Origin of the sequence: Burkholderia sp. 9777_1386 (genome assembly GCF_015712265.1) — a bacterium.
Taxonomy (GTDB): domain Bacteria; phylum Pseudomonadota; class Gammaproteobacteria; order Burkholderiales; family Burkholderiaceae; genus Burkholderia; species Burkholderia cenocepacia.
This window is the reverse complement of record NZ_JACCQB010000011.1, coordinates 108,104-125,862: the sequence shown is the minus strand read 5'-3', so window position 1 is coordinate 125,862 and position 17,759 is coordinate 108,104. Positions and strand designations below refer to the sequence as shown.

Below are 17,759 nucleotides of genomic sequence, written 5' to 3'. Positions count from 1 at the left end.
ACCGCAAGGAATCGGTCCTTGCACTAAGAGGAATGAATGGCGAGTAACAACGTAGCCCAATTTGCCGCGGAACTGAAAATGCCTGCTGGTGTGCTGCTCGAACAGCTGCAGGCAGCGGGCGTCCAGAAAGCGAGTGAAGACGATGCGCTGTCCGAAGCGGACAAGGCGCGTCTGCTCGATCATTTGCGCAAGTCACACGGCGCAACCGACGGCGACAAGCGCAAGATCACGCTGACCCGCAAGCATACGTCGGAGATCAAGCAATCTGACGCGACGGGCAAGGCTCGCACCATTCAGGTCGAGGTTCGCAAGAAGCGTACGTTCGTCAAGCGCGACGACGTGAGCGAAGGTGCGGAACAGGGTCAGGCGCAGGTCGCCGAAGCGGACGACGATGCGGAACTGAAGCGTCGCGAGGAAGAAGCGCGCCGCGAGGCCGAGCTGCTCGAGAAGCAGGCGCAGGAGCTGCGCGAGCGTCAGGAACGCCTCGAACGCGAGGAAGCCGAGCGTCGCGCCCGCGAGGAAGCGGCCGAGGCCGAGCGTCGTCGCGCCGAGGAAGAAGCCGCGGCGAAGCGTGCCGCGGCGGAAGCCGCCGCAGCGCAGCAGGCGGCAGCCCAGCAGGCCGCCGCCGAGCAGGAAACCGCGCCGACGCAGTCCGCGCAGGACGAGGCACGCGCAGCCGCCGAACGTGCGGCGCAGCGCGAAGCGGCGAAGAAGGCCGAGGACGCTGCCCGCGAGGCGGCCGACAAGGCGCGCGCCGAGCAGGAAGAGATCAGCAAGCGTCGCGCGGCGGCGGAGGCCGAAGCGCGCGCGATCCGTGAAATGATGAACACGCCGCGCAAGGCCGTGGTCAAGGCAGTCGAGCCGCCGAAGCCGGCGGAACCGGCGAAGCCGGCCGAAGCGAAGGGCACGCTGCACAAGCCGGCGAAGCCGGAAGGTGCGCAGGCGCGTCCGGCCGTGAAGAAGCCGGCCGGCGCTGCGGCACCGGCCACGACGCAAGCGCCGGCAGGCGCGGGCGACCGCAACAAGAAGCCGGGCGCAGGCAAGGGCGGCTGGCAGGACGACGCGTCGAAGCGTCGCGGCATCAAGACGCGCGGCGATTCGAGCGGCGGCGTCGACCGCGGCTGGCGCGGCGGCCCGAAGGGTCGCGGCCGTCACCAGGACAGCGCATCGTCGTTCCAGGCGCCGACCGAACCGATCGTCCGTGAAGTGCACGTGCCGGAAACCGTGTCGGTTGCCGATCTCGCACACAAGATGTCGATCAAGGCCTCCGAAGTCATCAAGGTGATGATGAAGATGGGCCAGATGGTCACGATCAACCAGGTGCTGGACCAGGAAACGGCGATGATCATCGTCGAGGAACTGGGCCACCGCGCGGTCGCCGCGAAGCTGGACGATCCGGAAGCGCTGCTCGTCGAAGGCGAAACCGGTACCGATGCGGAGCAACTGCCGCGTCCGCCGGTCGTCACGGTGATGGGTCACGTCGACCACGGCAAAACCTCGCTGCTCGACCACATCCGCCGCGCGAAGGTTGCCGCGGGCGAAGCGGGCGGCATCACGCAGCACATCGGCGCTTATCACGTCGACACGCCGCGTGGCGTCATCACGTTCCTCGATACGCCGGGTCACGAAGCGTTCACGGCAATGCGTGCACGCGGCGCGAAGGCGACCGACATCGTGGTGCTGGTGGTGGCGGCCGACGACGGCGTGATGCCGCAGACGAAGGAAGCAATCGCCCACGCGAAGGCGGGTGGCGTGCCGATCGTCGTCGCGATCAACAAGATCGACAAGCCGGAAGCGAACCCGGATCGCGTCAAGCAGGAGCTGGTCGCGGAAGGCGTCGTGCCGGAAGAATACGGTGGCGATTCGCCGTTCGTGCCGGTGTCGGCGAAGACGGGCGCAGGGATCGACGATCTGCTCGAGAACGTGCTGCTGCAGGCCGAAGTGCTGGAACTGAAGGCACCGGTCGAAGCGCCGGCCAAGGGCATCGTGATCGAAGCGAAGCTCGACAAGGGTAAAGGCCCGGTCGCGACGATCCTGGTGCAGTCCGGTACGCTGAACCGCGGCGACATCGTGCTGGCCGGTACGGCTTACGGCCGCGTCCGTGCGATGCTCGACGAGAACGGCAAGCCGACGAAGGAAGCCGGTCCGTCGATCCCGGTCGAAATCCAGGGTCTGTCGGAAGTGCCGGGTGCGGGCGAGGAAGTGATCGTGCTGCCGGACGAGCGCAAGGCGCGCGAAATCGCGCTGTTCCGTCAAGGCAAGTTCCGCGACGTGAAGCTCGCGAAGCAGCAGGCCGCGAAGCTGGAAAGCATGCTCGAGCAGATGGGCGAAGGCGAAGTGCAGAACCTGCCGCTCATCATCAAGGCAGACGTGCAGGGTTCGCAGGAAGCGCTCGTGCAGTCGCTGCTCAAGCTGTCGACCGACGAAGTGCGCGTGCAGATCGTGCACAGCGCGGTCGGTGGCATCAGCGAAAACGACGTCAACCTCGCGACGGCATCGAAGGCGGTCATCATCGGCTTCAACACGCGTGCGGATGCTCAGGCACGCAAGCTGGCCGAAGCGAACGGCATCGATATCCGCTACTACAACATCATCTACGACGCAGTGGATGAGGTGAAGGCGGCGATGTCGGGCATGCTGGCGCCGGAGAAGCGCGAAGTCATCACCGGCATGGTCGAGGTGCGCCAGGTCTTCAAGGTACCGAAGGTCGGCACGGTCGCAGGCTGTATGGTCACGGACGGTATCGTCAAGCGCTCGTCGTCGGTGCGCGTGCTGCGCAACAACGTCGTGATCTTCACGGGCGAACTCGAATCGCTGAAGCGTTTCAAGGACGACGTGAAGGAAGTGAAGCAAGGCTTCGAGTGCGGTATGTCGGTGAAGAACTTCAACGACATCATCGAAGGCGACCAGTTCGAAGTCTTCGAAGTGACCGAAGTCGCGCGGACGCTGTAATCGTCGCGTAATCGGCTCATGGGCGGGGCAGGCTTGGGCCTGTCCCGCCCATTTTCATGGTGGCGTGCCGAACATGGCCGCCGCTTCATCCTGATAAACGGATCACGGATCGATCATGTCCAGGAAACGTACTTCCCCCAATCGCAACGTTCAGATCGCCGACCAGATTCAGCGCGATCTGTCCGAACTCATCATGCGCGAGGTCAAGGATCCGCGCATCGGCATCGTAACCATCCAGAGCGTGGAACTCACGCCGGACTATGCGCACGCGAAGGTCTACTTCACGGCGCTCACCGGCGATCCGGACAAGACGCAGGAGGCGCTGAACCATGCGTCGGGCCACCTGCACAACCTGCTGTTCAAGCGCCTGCACATTCATACGGTGCCGACGCTGCATTTCCACTACGACCAGACGATCGAGAAGGCCGTCGAAATGTCGCGCCTGATCAAGGAAGCAAATTCGACGCGCGCGAAGGACGACGACGAGGCCGACGCGCCTGCCAAGGACGATTGAGCTCGACCGGCCTATGACGAATGCAGCACCCCAACGTCCGCGCGTGCCCCGGCGCGTGCTGGACGGCGTTCTCCTGCTCGACAAGCCGGTCGGCCTGTCGAGCAACGATGCGCTGATTCGCGCAAAGCGCCTGCTTCTCGCGAAGAAAGCCGGTCACACCGGCACGCTCGATCCGCTGGCTTCGGGCCTGCTGCCGCTGTGCTTCGGCGAGGCGACCAAGTTCTCGCAGGACTTGCTCGACGCCGACAAGACCTATGAAGCGACGATGCGCCTCGGCCAGCGCACGGCTACCGGTGACGCGGAAGGCGACGTGATCGACACGCGGCCGGTCGAATGCGATCGTGCGGCGGTGGAAGCCGCGCTCGTGCGCTTCACCGGCGACATCGTGCAGGTGCCGCCGATGTATTCGGCGCTCAAGCGCGACGGCAAGCCGCTGTACGAATATGCGCGGGCCGGCCAGACCGTCGAGCGGGAAGGCCGCAACGTGACGATTCATGCGCTCGATCTGCTCGCCTGCGAGCTGCCCGACGTGACGTTTCGCGTGACCTGCAGCAAGGGCACGTATGTGCGCACGCTGGCGGAGGATATCGGCGAGGCGCTGGGTTGCGGCGCGCATCTGACGATGCTGCGTCGCACGGGCGTCGGCGCGCTGACGCTCGAGCATGCGGTGACGCTCGATGCGCTGTCGGACGCTGCCGAAGCGGCGCGCGATGCATGGCTGCAGCCGGTCGATGCGTTGCTGTCGACGTTCCCGGCCATTCGGCTCGACGACGCGTCCGCGAAGCGGTTCCTGCATGGTCAGCGCCTGCCGCTGTCGGCGCTGGAGCCGATCGACGCGGCCGATGGCGAGCGCGTGCGTGTGTATGACGCGACGCGGTTGCTCGGCGTGGCGCGCAAGGCGAATGGCGTGCTCGCCCCGGAACGGCTGGTCGTGACGGCGCAATGATGTAGTCGTGCACGCAAGTGCATGCAGCGGCATGAAAAAGCCCGGTCGATTTCGACCGGGCTTTTTGTTTGGCGTGACCGCGCAGGGATGCGGCGTGCCGGTAGCGCTCAGTGCGCCGCCGACGCCGCCGCACCGGCATCGCCACCGCCCGCGCGTTCGGGCTTGGTGATCCAGATCAGTGCGATCAGCAGCACGAAGATGACCGCCGAGATGTAGAACAGGTCGTTCACGCCGAGCTGCGCGGCCTGTTGCGTGGCCATGTTGTTGATCAGTCCGTGTGCCTGGTTCTGCGACAGCCCGAGATTGCCCATCTGCGTGACGGCCTGGTTGAACGTCGGGTTGTACGGGTTCGCCTGCTCGACCAGTTGCGCGTGATGGAAGTTGTTGCGGTGGTCCCATGCGGTCTGGAAGATCGACGTGCCGATGCCGCCGCACATGATCCGCACGAAGTTCGACAGGCCGGACGCCGCGGGAATGCGGTGGCCGGGCAGGCCGGACAACGTGATCGACACGAGCGGGATGAAGAAGCCCGCCATCGCGATGCCCTGCACGAGCGTCGGCAGCGTCAGCGACCATTCGTCGACGCCCGTCGTATATCGCGAACGCATCCAGAAGCACAGCGCAAACGTCAGGAACGACGCCGTCGAGATGAAGCGCGGATCGGTGCGTGGCAGATACTTCCCGGTGAGGGGCGACAACAGGATGGCGAACAACCCGACCGGCGCCATCACGAGGCCGGCGTCGGTCGCGGTGTAGCCGATTTGCGTCTGCAGCCACAGCGGTAACAGCACGAGATTACCGAAGTACAGGCCGTACCCGATCGACAGCGCGACCGTGCCGCCGGTGAAGTTCCGGATGCGGAACAGCGACAGGTCGACGACCGGGTGCTCGGCGGTCAGCTCCCAGATCACGAAGAACGCGAACGCGATGACAGCGGTCAGCGCGAGCACGACGATGGTCGTCGACGCGAACCAGTCGAGATCCTTGCCCTTGTCGAGCATGATCTGCAGCGAGCCGACCCAGACGACCAGCAGCGCGAGGCCCACGCCGTCGATCGGCGCGCGGCGCACGGCCGACTCCCGATTACGGTAGATCGCCCACGTCGCGGCGGCGGCAGCGATGCCGACCGGGATGTTGACGTAGAAGATCCACGGCCACGAATAGTTGTCGGAGATCCAGCCACCGAGAATCGGACCCGCGACGGGCGCGATCAGCGTCGTCATCGCCCATAGCGCGAGCGCCATCGGCGCCTTCGCGCGCGGATAGCTCGACAGCAGGAGCGCTTGCGACAGCGGAATCATCGGGCCGGCGACCGCGCCCTGGAGCACGCGCGAGCCGAGCAGGAACGGCAGGTTCGGCGACAGCCCGCACATCCACGACGAGATCACGAACAGGATGATCGACGCGAGGAACAGGCGAACCTGCCCGAAACGGTCGGTCAGCCAGCCGGTCAGCGGCACCGAGATTGCGTTCGCGACCGCGAACGACGTGATGACCCACGTGCCCTGGTCGGACGACACGCCGAGGTCGCCCGAGATGGTCGGGATCGCGACGTTCGCGATGGACGTGTCGAGCACGTTCATGAACACCGCGAGCGACACCGCGATCGTGCCGAGCACGAGTTGCCCGCCCTGCAAGGGCGGGTGGGAGACAGGAGCCTGTGCCATGTCGGTTGTCTTTCCGGAGTCGGAACGGTTACATCATTTTCGCGGCGCTGTTCTGCTTCGCCGCGACCGGCGCCGACGCGTTGCCGCCTGCGTTCTCGGCGATGATGCGCGCGATTTCGGCGTCGGCTTCGTCGCCGTATTTCGCGAACACGTTGGTCTCGTAGACGGTGTTCGGCGCGTTGACGAGCTGGTCGCCGCGTTCGTCCTTGATGTCCACGTCGACCTGCATCGACAGGCCGATGCGCAGCGGATGCTTGTCGAGATCCTTCGGATCGAGTTCGATCCGCACCGGCAGGCGCTGCACGACCTTGATCCAGTTGCCGGTCGCGTTTTGCGCCGGCAGCAGCGAGAACGCCGAGCCCGTGCCGGCCGAGAAACCGACGACCTTGCCGTGGTACGTGACCGACGAACCGTAGATGTCGGCCGTCATTTCGACCGGCTGGCCGATGCGCATGTGCTTCAACTGGACTTCCTTGAAGTTCGCGTCGACCCACACGGCATTCAGCGGCACCACCGACATCAGCGGGTTGCCGGGCGACACGCGCTGGCCGACCTGCACCGAGCGCTTCGCGACGTAGCCGGTGACCGGCGCCGGCAGCACGTTACGTGCGTTCGCGAGGTATGCGTCGCGCACCTTCGCGGCGGCGGCCATCACGTTCGGATGCGATGCGATCGTCGTGTTCGCGGTCAATGCGCGATTCGATGCGAGCTGCTGCTGCGCGGCGTCGACCGATGCCTGCGCGGCCTTCACCGCGTCGCGGGCGTGCGAGATTTCTTCCTGCGACACGGCGCCCGTTTGCGCGACGGCCAGGCGGCGACGCAGGTCGTCCTGGGCCTTCGACAGGTCGGACTGGCGCAGCGCGACTTGCGCGCGGTACTGGTCGTCGTTGACGAACAGGCCGCGCACCTGGCGTACCGTCTGCGCGAGGTTGGCTTCCGCCTGCTGCAGCGCGACCTGCGAATCGGCCGGGTCGAGCACGACCAGCGGGTCGCCGGCCTTGACCGTCTGCGTGTCGTCCGCCTTCACGGCGATCACGGTGCCGGTGACCTGCGGCGTGATCTGCACGACGTTGCCGTTCACGTAGGCATCGTCGGTGTCTTCATGGAAGCGCGCGACGAGGAAGTAGTACAGGCCGTATGCGATGGCCGCGATCACGATGACCGCGACGAGCAGCGTCATCATTCGTTTGCGCTTGCCGTTGTTCTGCGGCTGCGCGCTGGCGGCGTTTTGTTGGTCGCTCATGGCGATTTTCTCCGTCCGTTATTTCGAGTGTCTGCGTAGTGGTGGCGCCGGCTCAGTTGGCGGCCTGTTTGGTCGGCGTGGCGGCATCGGGCGCGGCGAGCGGCGTGCCGGTCGCGTCGAACCCGCCGCCGAGCGCCTTGATCAGGGCGAGCTGCATGTCGCGGCGACGCATCTTCAGGTTGGTCACCGTCTGTTCCGCTGCGAGGCGGTTGCTGTCCGCCGTCAGCACCTGCAGTTGCGGCGACAGGCCGGCCTTGTAGCGGATGACCGCGAGATCGTACGCGCGCGTCGACGCGTCCAGCGCGCGCTGCGCGTCGCCCATCTGGCGATCGATCGCACGGATCGACGCGACCTGCGTCGCGACGTCGTTCAGCGCGCTGATCAGCGTCTGGTTGTAGTTCGCGACCGACAGGTCGAAGTCCGCGTAGCGGCCCTTGAGCTGCGCGCGCAGCGCGCCGGCATCGAAGATCGGCAGGTGGATCGCCGGGCCGAACTGCGCCTGGCGGCTCGCGAAGTTCAGGAATTTGCCCCAGCCGAACGCATCGAAGCCGAAGCCGGCCGCGAGGTTCACGTCGGGGTAGAACTCGGCCTTCGCTTCCTTCACGTCGTGCATCGCGGCTTCGACCTGCCAGCGCGCGGCGACGATGTCGGGGCGGCGCGAGACGAGATCGGCCGGCAGGTTGCCGGGCAGCGTGACGTTGCCGCTCGGGTTCATCACGGGCGCCGCGATCTGCAGCCCGCGATCCGGACCCTTGCCGAGCAGCGCGGCAAGCTGGTAGCGCACCGTCGTGATCTGGCCGTCGAGGTCCGACAGCGAAGCCTGGGTCGTCGCGATGTTGCCGCGCGCCGTCTGGCGTTCGACGTTGGTGTCGAGGCCGGCGGATACGCGGCCGTCGGTGATCTTGCCGACCGTCTCGCGGTTGGTGATCTCGCGTTGCGCGATGTCGCGCAGTGCGTAGAGCTGCGCGAGCGAGTTGTAGGTGCGCGCGACCGACGACGCGAGTGTGATGCGCGCCTGCTGCATGTCGGCTTCGGCCGCTTTTTCCTGCGATACGGCCGTGTGCAGGCGTTCGCGGTTCTTGCCCCACAGATCGAGTTCCCACGACGCGCTCGCGAGCGCGTTGTTCTCGCTGTACCACTGGCCGCCGTACGGGGGCGGGAACAGCCCGTTCGCTGAATACAGCTCGCGTGTCCACGAATAGCTGGCTTCGGCCTTCGGCATCAGGTTCGAGCGCGACGATTCGATGTACGACGAGGCCTTCGCGATGCGCGCCTGCGCCTGCGCGATCGACGGGTTGCCCTGCAGTGCTTCGTCGATCAGCTTCGGCAGTTGCGGATCGCCGAACTGGCTGGCCCAGTCGAGCGCCGGCCACTGGCCGCCCTGGGCCGGCAGGCTCTGGGTGGATTCGAATTGCGACGCGGGGGCGATCTGCTTGTCGCTCTTGATGCCGATGTAATTCGCGCAGCCCGCCAGCGCCAGCGCGGCGACCGCGGCGGCGACGGCGGCGCGGCACGACCCGGCGCGCACGGACAACGGGGAGGTTTTCATCGCGCTAACCCCTGACTCGGAATGAATGATGGACACTGCAAGGATTTCCTTACATTAATCTGTCAAAAGTAATTGTTATGGCAACTATTACGTGATGCTACCGCCGGCCGTCTCGCAATAGTTGCTGAGAATGCGGCGCAGCATGCTCTTCAGGAACCCGACTTCTTCCGGCGTAAACCCGTCCAGCACCTGGTCGAGCACGCTGCGGAAAATCGGCGGCAGCCGTTCGGCGAGCGCACGGCCTTCGTCGGTGAGCTCGAGCCGCACGACGCGCCTGTCCTCGACGCTGCGCACGCGCGACAGCAGGCCGCGTTTCTCGACCCGGTCGAGCAGGCGCGTGACCGCGCTTGCGTCGATCCCGTATTCGCGCGCGAGTTCGGCGGCCGTCGAGCACTTGCCGACCGCGATCATGAACAACATGCTCGCCTGCGTGCCCGTGATGCCGAGCTCTTCCTGCGTGCGTTGCGTGACGAGGTTGGTCATCACGGACTTCACGCGCGACATCAGATAACCGACGCTGTCGTTCATCTGGTAAGAAGACAGCGGCGAAACGGGCGGTGGGGTAGGAGAATCCGACATAAAACCCTGAAGCTGCAATAGTTGACTAGGCAGCAGTATAGGCACAATTGCTTGCCGCGGCAAATGTTAATCGAACGGCAAAACGCGCGCTTTGTCCGGCGAGAGTCCCTTGTCGGGATAAGGTTTTTTCGGTCGTTCGATGGCGGCGCGCCGGGCGGTCGACCGGTTCGGAAGGGTGGCGGTGGCGCCCGTTTTGTTGCGTTGCACCGTGCGGGTCAGCTGTCGACACGCGCACGTGCTATAATTTGTGGCTTTCCAAGCTGCAACAGCGCGCGCCCGTGAAAACGAGCGCGCGCGTTTGCGCGTTCAAACGATTTCCAGGTTTCTATGACCCGCGCCCTTCGCAATATCGCCATCATCGCTCACGTCGACCACGGCAAGACGACGCTCGTCGACCAACTGCTTCGCCAGTCCGGCACCTTCCGCGACAACCAGCAAGTCGCCGAGCGTGTGATGGACTCGAACGACATCGAAAAGGAACGCGGGATCACGATTCTCGCGAAGAACTGCGCGGTCGAATACGAAGGCACGCACGTCAACATCGTCGACACCCCGGGGCACGCGGACTTCGGCGGCGAAGTCGAGCGCGTGCTGTCGATGGTCGACTCGGTGCTGCTGCTCGTCGACGCGGTCGAGGGCCCGATGCCGCAGACGCGCTTCGTCACGAAGAAGGCGCTCGCGCTCGGCCTGAAGCCGATCGTCGTCGTCAACAAGATCGACCGCCCGGGCGCGCGGATCGACTGGGTGATCAACCAGACCTTCGACCTGTTCGACAAGCTCGGCGCGACCGAGGAGCAGCTCGACTTTCCGATCGTCTACGCGTCGGGCCTGAACGGCTACGCGTCGCTCGACCCGGCGGCTCGCGAAGGCGACATGCGTCCGCTGTTCGAGGCGATCCTCGAGCACGTGCCGGTTCGCCCGGCCGATCCGGAAGCGCCGTTGCAGCTCCAGATCACGTCGCTCGACTATTCGACGTACGTCGGCCGGATCGGCGTCGGCCGCATCACGCGCGGTCGCATCAAGCCGGGCCAGCCGGTCGTGATGCGCTTCGGCCCGGAAGGCGACGTGCTGAACCGCAAGATCAACCAGGTGCTGTCTTTCAAGGGCCTGGAGCGCGTGCAGGTCGAGTCGGCCGAAGCGGGCGACATCGTGCTGATCAACGGTATTGAAGACGTCGGCATCGGCGCGACGATCTGCGCGGTCGACACGCCGGAAGCGCTGCCGATGATCACCGTCGACGAACCGACGCTGACGATGAACTTCCTCGTCAACTCGTCGCCGCTCGCCGGCCGCGAAGGCAAGTTCGTGACGAGCCGCCAGATCCGCGACCGCCTGATGAAGGAGCTGAACCACAACGTCGCGCTGCGCGTGAAGGATACCGGCGACGAAACGGTGTTCGAAGTGTCGGGTCGCGGCGAGCTGCACCTGACGATTCTCGTCGAGAACATGCGCCGCGAAGGCTACGAGCTGGCCGTGTCGCGTCCGCGCGTTGTGATGCAGGAAATCGACGGCGTGCGTCACGAGCCGTACGAGCTGCTGACGGTCGACGTCGAGGACGAACACCAGGGCGGCGTGATGGAAGAGCTCGGCCGCCGCAAGGGCGAAATGCTCGACATGGCATCGGACGGCCGCGGCCGCACGCGTCTGGAATACAAGATCTCGGCGCGTGGCCTGATCGGCTTCCAGAGCGAATTCCTGACGCTCACGCGCGGCACGGGCCTGATGAGCCACATCTTCGACTCGTATGCGCCGGTCAAGGACGGTTCGGTCTTCGAACGTCGCAACGGCGTGCTGATCTCGCAGGACGACGGCGCGGCCGTGGCCTACGCGCTGTGGAAGCTGCAGGATCGCGGCCGTATGTTCGTGAAGCCGGGCGACGCGCTGTATGAGGGCATGATCATCGGCATCCACAGCCGCGACAACGACCTCGTCGTGAACCCGATCAAGGGCAAGCAGCTGACCAACGTGCGTGCGTCGGGTACCGACGAAGCCGTGCGTCTCGTGCCGCCGGTCCAGATGTCGCTGGAATACGCGGTCGAATTCATCGACGACGACGAGCTCGTCGAAGTGACGCCGCAGTCGATCCGCCTGCGCAAGCGCTTCCTGAAGGAACACGAGCGTCGCCGCGCGAGCCGCGAAGGCGCGGTCGACTGAGCATCGGCCGTTCCCGACACGACGAAAAAGGCTGCCTTCGGGCAGCCTTTTTTGCATCCGCGCGTCGGGCAACCGGATTGCCTGCAAAACACTGTTCCCGCAGGTCGCGGCAATCCGGCAAAACCCCGCCGCGCGGTGCTTTCAGGCACATTTCGCCGTGAACTCCGGTATCGGTTCTGTGATATGCTGCGCGCACGCAAGTTTTAGGTCCTTCCAAGCAAGACTTGATTCGCAATCCGCTAAACGGTCAGGCCGTGTCGCGGAAGGTTGAGTAACCCGCTATTTCTCGAGAAGCTCGAAGAAAGGTGAGCGTAAAATGTCAGATGTAATGAAGCAGTTTCAGCTGAACTCCTATCTGTTCGGCGGCAATGCTTCGTACGTTGAAGAACTGTACGATGCATACCTCAACAATCCGGCGTCGGTGCCGGAGAACTGGCGAGAGTATTTCGACGCGCTGCAGAACGTGCCTGCAACGGACGGCTCCAACGCCAATGACGTTGCGCATTTCCCGATCGTCGAATCGTTCGCCGAGCGTGCTAAGGCCAATGCCTTCATCCCGCGCGAAAGCACCAGCAATCTCGCGACCGCACGCAAGCAGGTGCACGTCCAGTCGCTGATCAGCGCCTACCGCTTCCTCGGCTCGCAATGGGCCAATCTCGATCCGCTGAAGCGCCGCGAACGCCCGGCCATTCCCGAGCTCGAACCCGCGTTCTACGACTTCTCCGAAGGCGACCTCGACCAGACCTACAGCGCAAGCAACCTGTACTTCGGCTTCGACCAGGCTTCGCTGCGCGACATCGTCAAGGGTCTGCGCGACACGTACTGCGGCACGATCGGCGCCGAGTACATGTACATCAGTGATCCGGAACAGAAGCGCTGGTGGCAGGAGCGCCTGGAGTCGACCCGCGCGACGCCGTCGTTCTCGATCGACAAGAAGAAGCACATCCTGAATCGCCTGACGGCCGCCGAAGGCCTCGAGCGCTACCTGCACACCAAGTACGTCGGCCAGAAGCGCTTCTCGCTCGAAGGCGGCGAGAGCTTCATCGCGGCGATGGACGAAGTCGTCCAGCACGCGGGCAAGAGCGGCGTGCAGGAAATCATCATCGGCATGGCTCACCGCGGCCGTCTGAACGTGCTGGTCAACACGCTGGGCAAGATGCCGGCCGACCTGTTCGCCGAATTCGAAGGCAAGCACGTCGACGACCTGCCGGCCGGTGACGTCAAGTACCACAAGGGCTTCTCGTCGGACGTGTCGACGGAAGGCGGCCCGGTCCACCTGTCGCTCGCGTTCAACCCGTCGCACCTCGAAATCGTGAACCCGGTGGTCGAAGGTTCCGCGAAGGCGCGGATGGACCGTCGCGGTGACGAAGACGGCCTGCAAGTGCTGCCGGTGCAGATCCACGGTGACGCGGCCTTCGCTGGCCAGGGCGTCGTGATGGAAACGCTGAACCTCGCGCAGACGCGCGGTTACGGCACGCACGGCACGCTGCACATCGTCATCAACAACCAGATCGGCTTCACGACGTCCGACCCGCGCGATGCGCGTTCGACGCTGTACTGTACCGACGTCGTCAAGATGATCGAAGCGCCGGTGCTGCACGTGAACGGCGACGATCCGGAAGCCGTCGTGCTCGCGATCCAGATCGCGATCGACTACCGGATGCAGTTCCACAAGGATGTCGTGATCGACATCGTCTGCTTCCGCAAGCTGGGTCACAACGAGCAGGACACGCCGGCGGTCACGCAGCCGCTGATGTACAAGAAGATCGCGCAGCACCCGGGCACCCGTGCGCTGTACGCCGAGAAGCTCGTGCAGCAGGGCGTGATCACCGCCGAAGACGCCGACAACTACGTGAAGGCGTACCGCAAGGCGATGGACGACGGCCACCACACCGTCGATCCGGTCCTGTCGAACTACAAGAGCAAGTACGCGGTCGACTGGGTTCCGTTCCTGAACCGCAAGTGGACGGACGCAGCCGACACGGCCGTGCCGCTCGCCGAACTGAAGCGCCTGGGCGAACGCATCACGACCGTCCCGGAAAACTTCAAGGTCCACCCGCTCGTCGAGCGCGTGATCAACGACCGCCGCAACATGGCGCGCGGCGACCAGCCGCTCGACTGGGGCATGGGCGAACACCTCGCATTCGCGTCGCTCGTCGCATCGGGCTACTCGGTGCGCCTGACGGGCCAGGACTCGGGCCGCGGCACGTTCACGCACCGTCACGCGGTGCTGCACGACCAGAACCGCGAGCGCTGGAACGACGGCACGTACGTGCCGCTGCAGAACATCGCCGAAGGTCAGGCGAAGTTCACGGTGATCGACTCGGTGCTGTCGGAAGAAGCGGTGCTGGGCTTCGAGTACGGTTACTCGACCGCCGAGCCGAACACGCTCGTGCTGTGGGAAGCGCAGTTCGGCGACTTCGTCAACGGCGCGCAGGTCGTGATCGACCAGTTCATCTCGTCGGGCGAAGTGAAGTGGGGCCGCGTGTCGGGTCTCACGATGCTGCTGCCGCACGGCTACGAAGGCCAGGGTCCGGAACACTCGTCGACGCGTATCGAGCGTTTCCTGCAACTGTGCGCTGACCACAACATGCAGGTCGTTCAGCCGACGACGCCGGCGCAGATCTTCCACCTGCTGCGTCGCCAGATGATCCGCCTGTTCCGCAAGCCGCTGATCGTCGCCACGCCGAAGTCGCTGCTGCGTCACAAGGAAGCCGTGTCGGACCTGTCCGAACTGGCGAAGGGGTCGTTCCAGCCGGTGCTGGGCGAAACCGACGGCGGCATCGACGCGAAGAAGGTCAAGCGCGTGCTGGTATGCTCGGGCCGCGTGTATTACGACCTCGTTGCACATCGCCGCGAAGCGAAGGCGAACGACGTCGCGATCATCCGGATCGAGCAGCTGTATCCGTTCGCGCACAAGCAGTTCGAAGCCGAAATGAAGAAGTACGAGAACGCGACTGAAGTGGTCTGGGTGCAGGACGAGCCGCAGAACCAGGGCCCCTGGTTCTACGTCGAGCACCATCTGAAGGAAGGCATGAAGGAAGGGCAGAAGCTGGCATACAGCGGCCGTCCGGCTTCGGCCTCGCCGGCGGTTGGCTACTACGCGAAGCACTACGAGCAGCAGAAGGCCCTGATCGAAGGGGCATTCGGCCGCCTGAAGAGCGCATCGATCGCGAAATAACCGACGTCAAGCGAAACGGGAAGGCGCGCGGCGCTTTCCCGTCCCTTTTGGCCCGCCGGGCGCGTAGCGCGCCGCTCCGGCCGAAGGAATCGCACGAACCTCGTCACACCCCAGATTAAGCATCCAGGAAAATCACATGGCTATCGTAGAAGTCAAAGTCCCCCAGCTGTCGGAGTCGGTGTCGGAAGCCACCATGCTGCAGTGGAAGAAGAAGCCGGGCGAAGCAGTCGCGCAGGATGAAATCCTGATCGAACTCGAGACCGACAAGGTCGTCCTCGAAGTACCGGCACCGGCAGCGGGCGTGCTCGCGCAAGTGCTGCAGAACGACGGCGACACGGTCGTGGCCGACCAGATCATCGCGACGATCGACACCGAAGCGAAGGCAGGTGCTGCCGAAGCAGCGGCAGGCGCCGCCGAAGTCAAGCCGGCCGCCGCGCCGGCTGCCGCCGCACCGGCCGCTCAGCCGGCAGCCGCAACCGCGTCGAGCTCGGCCGCCGCATCGCCGGCCGCAGCGAAGCTGCTGGCCGAGAAGGGCCTGTCGACGGGCGACGTCGCAGGTTCGGGCCGCGACGGCCGCGTCACGAAGGGCGACGCGCTGGCTGCAGGCAGCGCACCGAAGGCTGCTCCGGCCGCCGCACCGGCGAAGACCGCCGCTGCGAAGCCGTCGCTGCCGGAAGTGAAGGTGCCGGCGTCGGCCGCGACGTGGCTGAACGATCGTCCGGAACAGCGCGTGCCGATGTCGCGTCTGCGTGCGCGTATCGCCGAGCGTCTGCTCGAATCGCAGCAGACCAACGCGATCCTGACGACGTTCAACGAAGTGAACATGGCTCCGGTCATGGAACTGCGCAACAAGTACAAGGACAAGTTCGAGAAGGAACATGGCGTGAAGCTCGGCTTCATGTCGTTCTTCGTGAAGGCCGCCGTCCATGCGCTGAAGAAATTCCCGCTCGTGAACGCGTCGATCGACGGTAACGACATCGTCTATCACGGCTACTTCGACATCGGTATCGCGGTCGGTTCGCCGCGCGGCCTGGTCGTGCCGATCCTGCGCAACGCGGATCAACTGAGCCTCGCCGAGATCGAGAAGAAGATCGCCGAATTCGGCCAGAAGGCGAAGGACGGCAAGCTGTCGATCGAGGAAATGACGGGCGGTACGTTCTCGATCTCGAACGGCGGCGTGTTCGGCTCGATGCTGTCGACCCCGATCATCAACCCGCCGCAGTCGGCCATCCTCGGCGTGCACGCGACGAAGGAGCGCCCGGTCGTCGAGAACGGCCAGATCGTGATCCGCCCGATCAACTACCTCGCGCTGTCGTACGACCACCGCATCATCGACGGCCGCGAAGCCGTGCTGTCGCTCGTCGCGATGAAGGATGCGCTGGAAGATCCGGCACGCCTGCTGCTCGACCTGTAAGCAGAGTCTCACTGCATCGACCCGTTCCGCAGGATCGCGCTCACACGCGAACCTGCGGGCGTACAAGTAGAAAGGATTGTCATGTCCAAGGAATTTGACGTCGTCGTGATCGGCGCCGGCCCCGGCGGCTACATCGCCGCGATTCGCGCCGCGCAGCTCGGCAAGACCGTTGCCTGTATCGAGAAGTGGAAGAACCCGGCCGGCGCGCTGAAGCTCGGCGGCACCTGCCTGAACGTCGGCTGCATCCCGTCGAAGGCGCTGCTCGCGTCGTCGGAAGAGTTCGAGAACACGTCGCATCACCTGGCCGACCACGGCATCACCGTCGACGGCGTGAAGATCGACGTCGCGAAGATGCTTGGCCGCAAGGACGCGATCGTCGAGAAGATGACGAGCGGGATCGAGTTCCTGTTCAAGAAGAACAAGATCACCTGGCTGAAGGGCCATGGCAAGTTCACCGGCAAGACCGACGCCGGCGTGCAGATCGAAGTGAGCGGCGAGGGTGAAACCGAAGTCGTCACCGCGAAGAACGTGATCATCGCGACGGGTTCGAAGGCGCGTCACCTGCCGAACATTCCGGTCGACAACAAGATCGTGTCGGACAACGAAGGTGCGCTGACGTTCGACTCGGTGCCGAAGAAGCTCGCCGTGATCGGCGCAGGCGTGATCGGCCTCGAGCTCGGCTCGGTGTGGCGTCGCCTCGGCGCCGACGTGACGGTGCTCGAAGCGCTGCCGGCATTCCTCGGCGCAGCCGACGAAGCGCTCGCGAAGGAAGCGGCCAAGCTGTTCAAGAAGCAAGGCCTCGACATCCATCTCGGCGTGAAGATCGGTGAAGTGAAGACGACCGCGAACGGCGTGTCGATCGCCTACACGGACAAGGACGGCAACGCGCAGACGCTCGACGCCGACCGCCTGATCGTGTCGGTCGGCCGCGTGCCGAACACCGATAACCTCGGCCTCGAGGCGATCGGCCTGAAGGCGAACGAGCGTGGCTTCATCGACGTGGACGACCATTGCCGCACGGCGGTGCCGAACGTGTACGCGATCGGCGACGTGGTGCGCGGCCCGATGCTCGCGCACAAGGCGGAAGACGAAGGCGTGCTGGTCGCGGAAGTGATCGACGGCCAGAAGCCGCACATCGACTACAACTGCATTCCGTGGGTGATCTACACGTACCCGGAAATCGCATGGGTCGGCAAGACGGAGCAGCAGCTGAAGGCGGAAGGCCGCGAGATCAAGACGGGCAAGTTCCCGTTCTCGATCAACGGTCGCGCGCTCGGCATGAACGCGCCGGACGGTTTCGTGAAGATGATCGCGGATGCGAAGACCGACGAATTGCTCGGTGTGCACGTGATCGCCGCGAACGCGTCGGACCTGATCGCGGAAGCCGTGGTGGCGATGGAATTCAAGGCGGCGTCGGAAGACATCGCCCGCATCTGCCATCCGCACCCGTCGATGTCGGAAGTGATGCGCGAAGCGGCGCTCGCCGTCGACAAGCGCTCGCTGAACAGCTGAGCACGGGGTAGCGCCTGCCGGCCGTCGGCCGGCGCAGCCGTCTCATGA

At 64.9% G+C, this 17,759-nt stretch carries 11 protein-coding genes; 7 read left to right on the top strand and 4 right to left on the bottom strand.

Annotated features, from left to right (window positions below; genetic code table 11):
- The first annotated feature begins 36 nt into the window (after positions 1–36).
- From infB to truB, 3 genes are all read left to right on the top strand, one after another.
- Positions 37–2,952, top strand: a complete 2,916-nt coding sequence (infB, locus tag H0X91_RS11895) for a translation initiation factor IF-2 (RefSeq protein WP_006495347.1) — start codon at positions 37–39, stop codon at positions 2,950–2,952.
- 115 nt (positions 2,953–3,067) lie between these two features.
- Complete coding sequence (rbfA, locus tag H0X91_RS11890; RefSeq protein ID WP_006495346.1) at positions 3,068–3,466, top strand: 30S ribosome-binding factor RbfA; 399 nt, start codon at positions 3,068–3,070, stop codon at positions 3,464–3,466.
- Between the two features lie 13 nt (positions 3,467–3,479).
- Positions 3,480–4,412: a tRNA pseudouridine(55) synthase TruB gene (gene truB, locus H0X91_RS11885; RefSeq protein WP_034200655.1), complete on the top strand. Its 933-nt coding sequence runs from the start codon at positions 3,480–3,482 to the stop codon at positions 4,410–4,412.
- A 107-nt stretch (positions 4,413–4,519) separates the two neighbouring features.
- Here the strand turns inward: truB and H0X91_RS11880 are convergent, their stop codons facing one another.
- The 4 genes from H0X91_RS11880 to H0X91_RS11865 form a co-directional block, all read right to left on the bottom strand.
- Complete coding sequence (locus tag H0X91_RS11880) at positions 4,520–6,079, bottom strand: DHA2 family efflux MFS transporter permease subunit (RefSeq protein ID WP_012492561.1); 1,560 nt, start codon at positions 6,077–6,079, stop codon at positions 4,520–4,522.
- A 28-nt stretch (positions 6,080–6,107) separates the two neighbouring features.
- A complete protein-coding gene (locus H0X91_RS11875) occupies positions 6,108–7,322 on the bottom strand; it encodes an HlyD family secretion protein (protein WP_006490688.1) in 1,215 nt (404 codons plus the stop codon).
- Between the two features lie 52 nt (positions 7,323–7,374).
- Positions 7,375–8,871 (bottom strand): efflux transporter outer membrane subunit, encoded by a 1,497-nt coding sequence (locus tag H0X91_RS11870; RefSeq protein WP_034200654.1) that lies wholly within the window; start codon positions 8,869–8,871, stop codon positions 7,375–7,377.
- 87 nt (positions 8,872–8,958) lie between these two features.
- Complete coding sequence (locus H0X91_RS11865) at positions 8,959–9,450, bottom strand: MarR family winged helix-turn-helix transcriptional regulator (RefSeq protein ID WP_034178626.1); 492 nt, start codon at positions 9,448–9,450, stop codon at positions 8,959–8,961.
- Between the two features lie 327 nt (positions 9,451–9,777).
- Between H0X91_RS11865 and typA the strand changes: the two genes are divergently transcribed.
- The 4 genes from typA (at position 9,778) to lpdA (ending at position 17,711) form a co-directional block, all read left to right on the top strand.
- A complete protein-coding gene (typA, locus tag H0X91_RS11860; RefSeq protein WP_006490690.1) occupies positions 9,778–11,604 on the top strand; it encodes a translational GTPase TypA in 1,827 nt (608 codons plus the stop codon).
- Between the two features lie 316 nt (positions 11,605–11,920).
- Positions 11,921–14,785, top strand: coding sequence for a 2-oxoglutarate dehydrogenase E1 component (locus H0X91_RS11855; RefSeq protein WP_006495342.1), 2,865 nt, complete (start codon positions 11,921–11,923; stop codon positions 14,783–14,785).
- Between the two features lie 136 nt (positions 14,786–14,921).
- Positions 14,922–16,199, top strand: coding sequence for a 2-oxoglutarate dehydrogenase complex dihydrolipoyllysine-residue succinyltransferase (odhB, locus tag H0X91_RS11850; RefSeq protein WP_006493538.1), 1,278 nt, complete (start codon positions 14,922–14,924; stop codon positions 16,197–16,199).
- An 81-nt stretch (positions 16,200–16,280) separates the two neighbouring features.
- Positions 16,281–17,711 (top strand): dihydrolipoyl dehydrogenase, encoded by a 1,431-nt coding sequence (lpdA, locus tag H0X91_RS11845; protein WP_006483484.1) that lies wholly within the window; start codon positions 16,281–16,283, stop codon positions 17,709–17,711.
- The last annotated feature ends 48 nt before the right edge of the window (positions 17,712–17,759 follow it).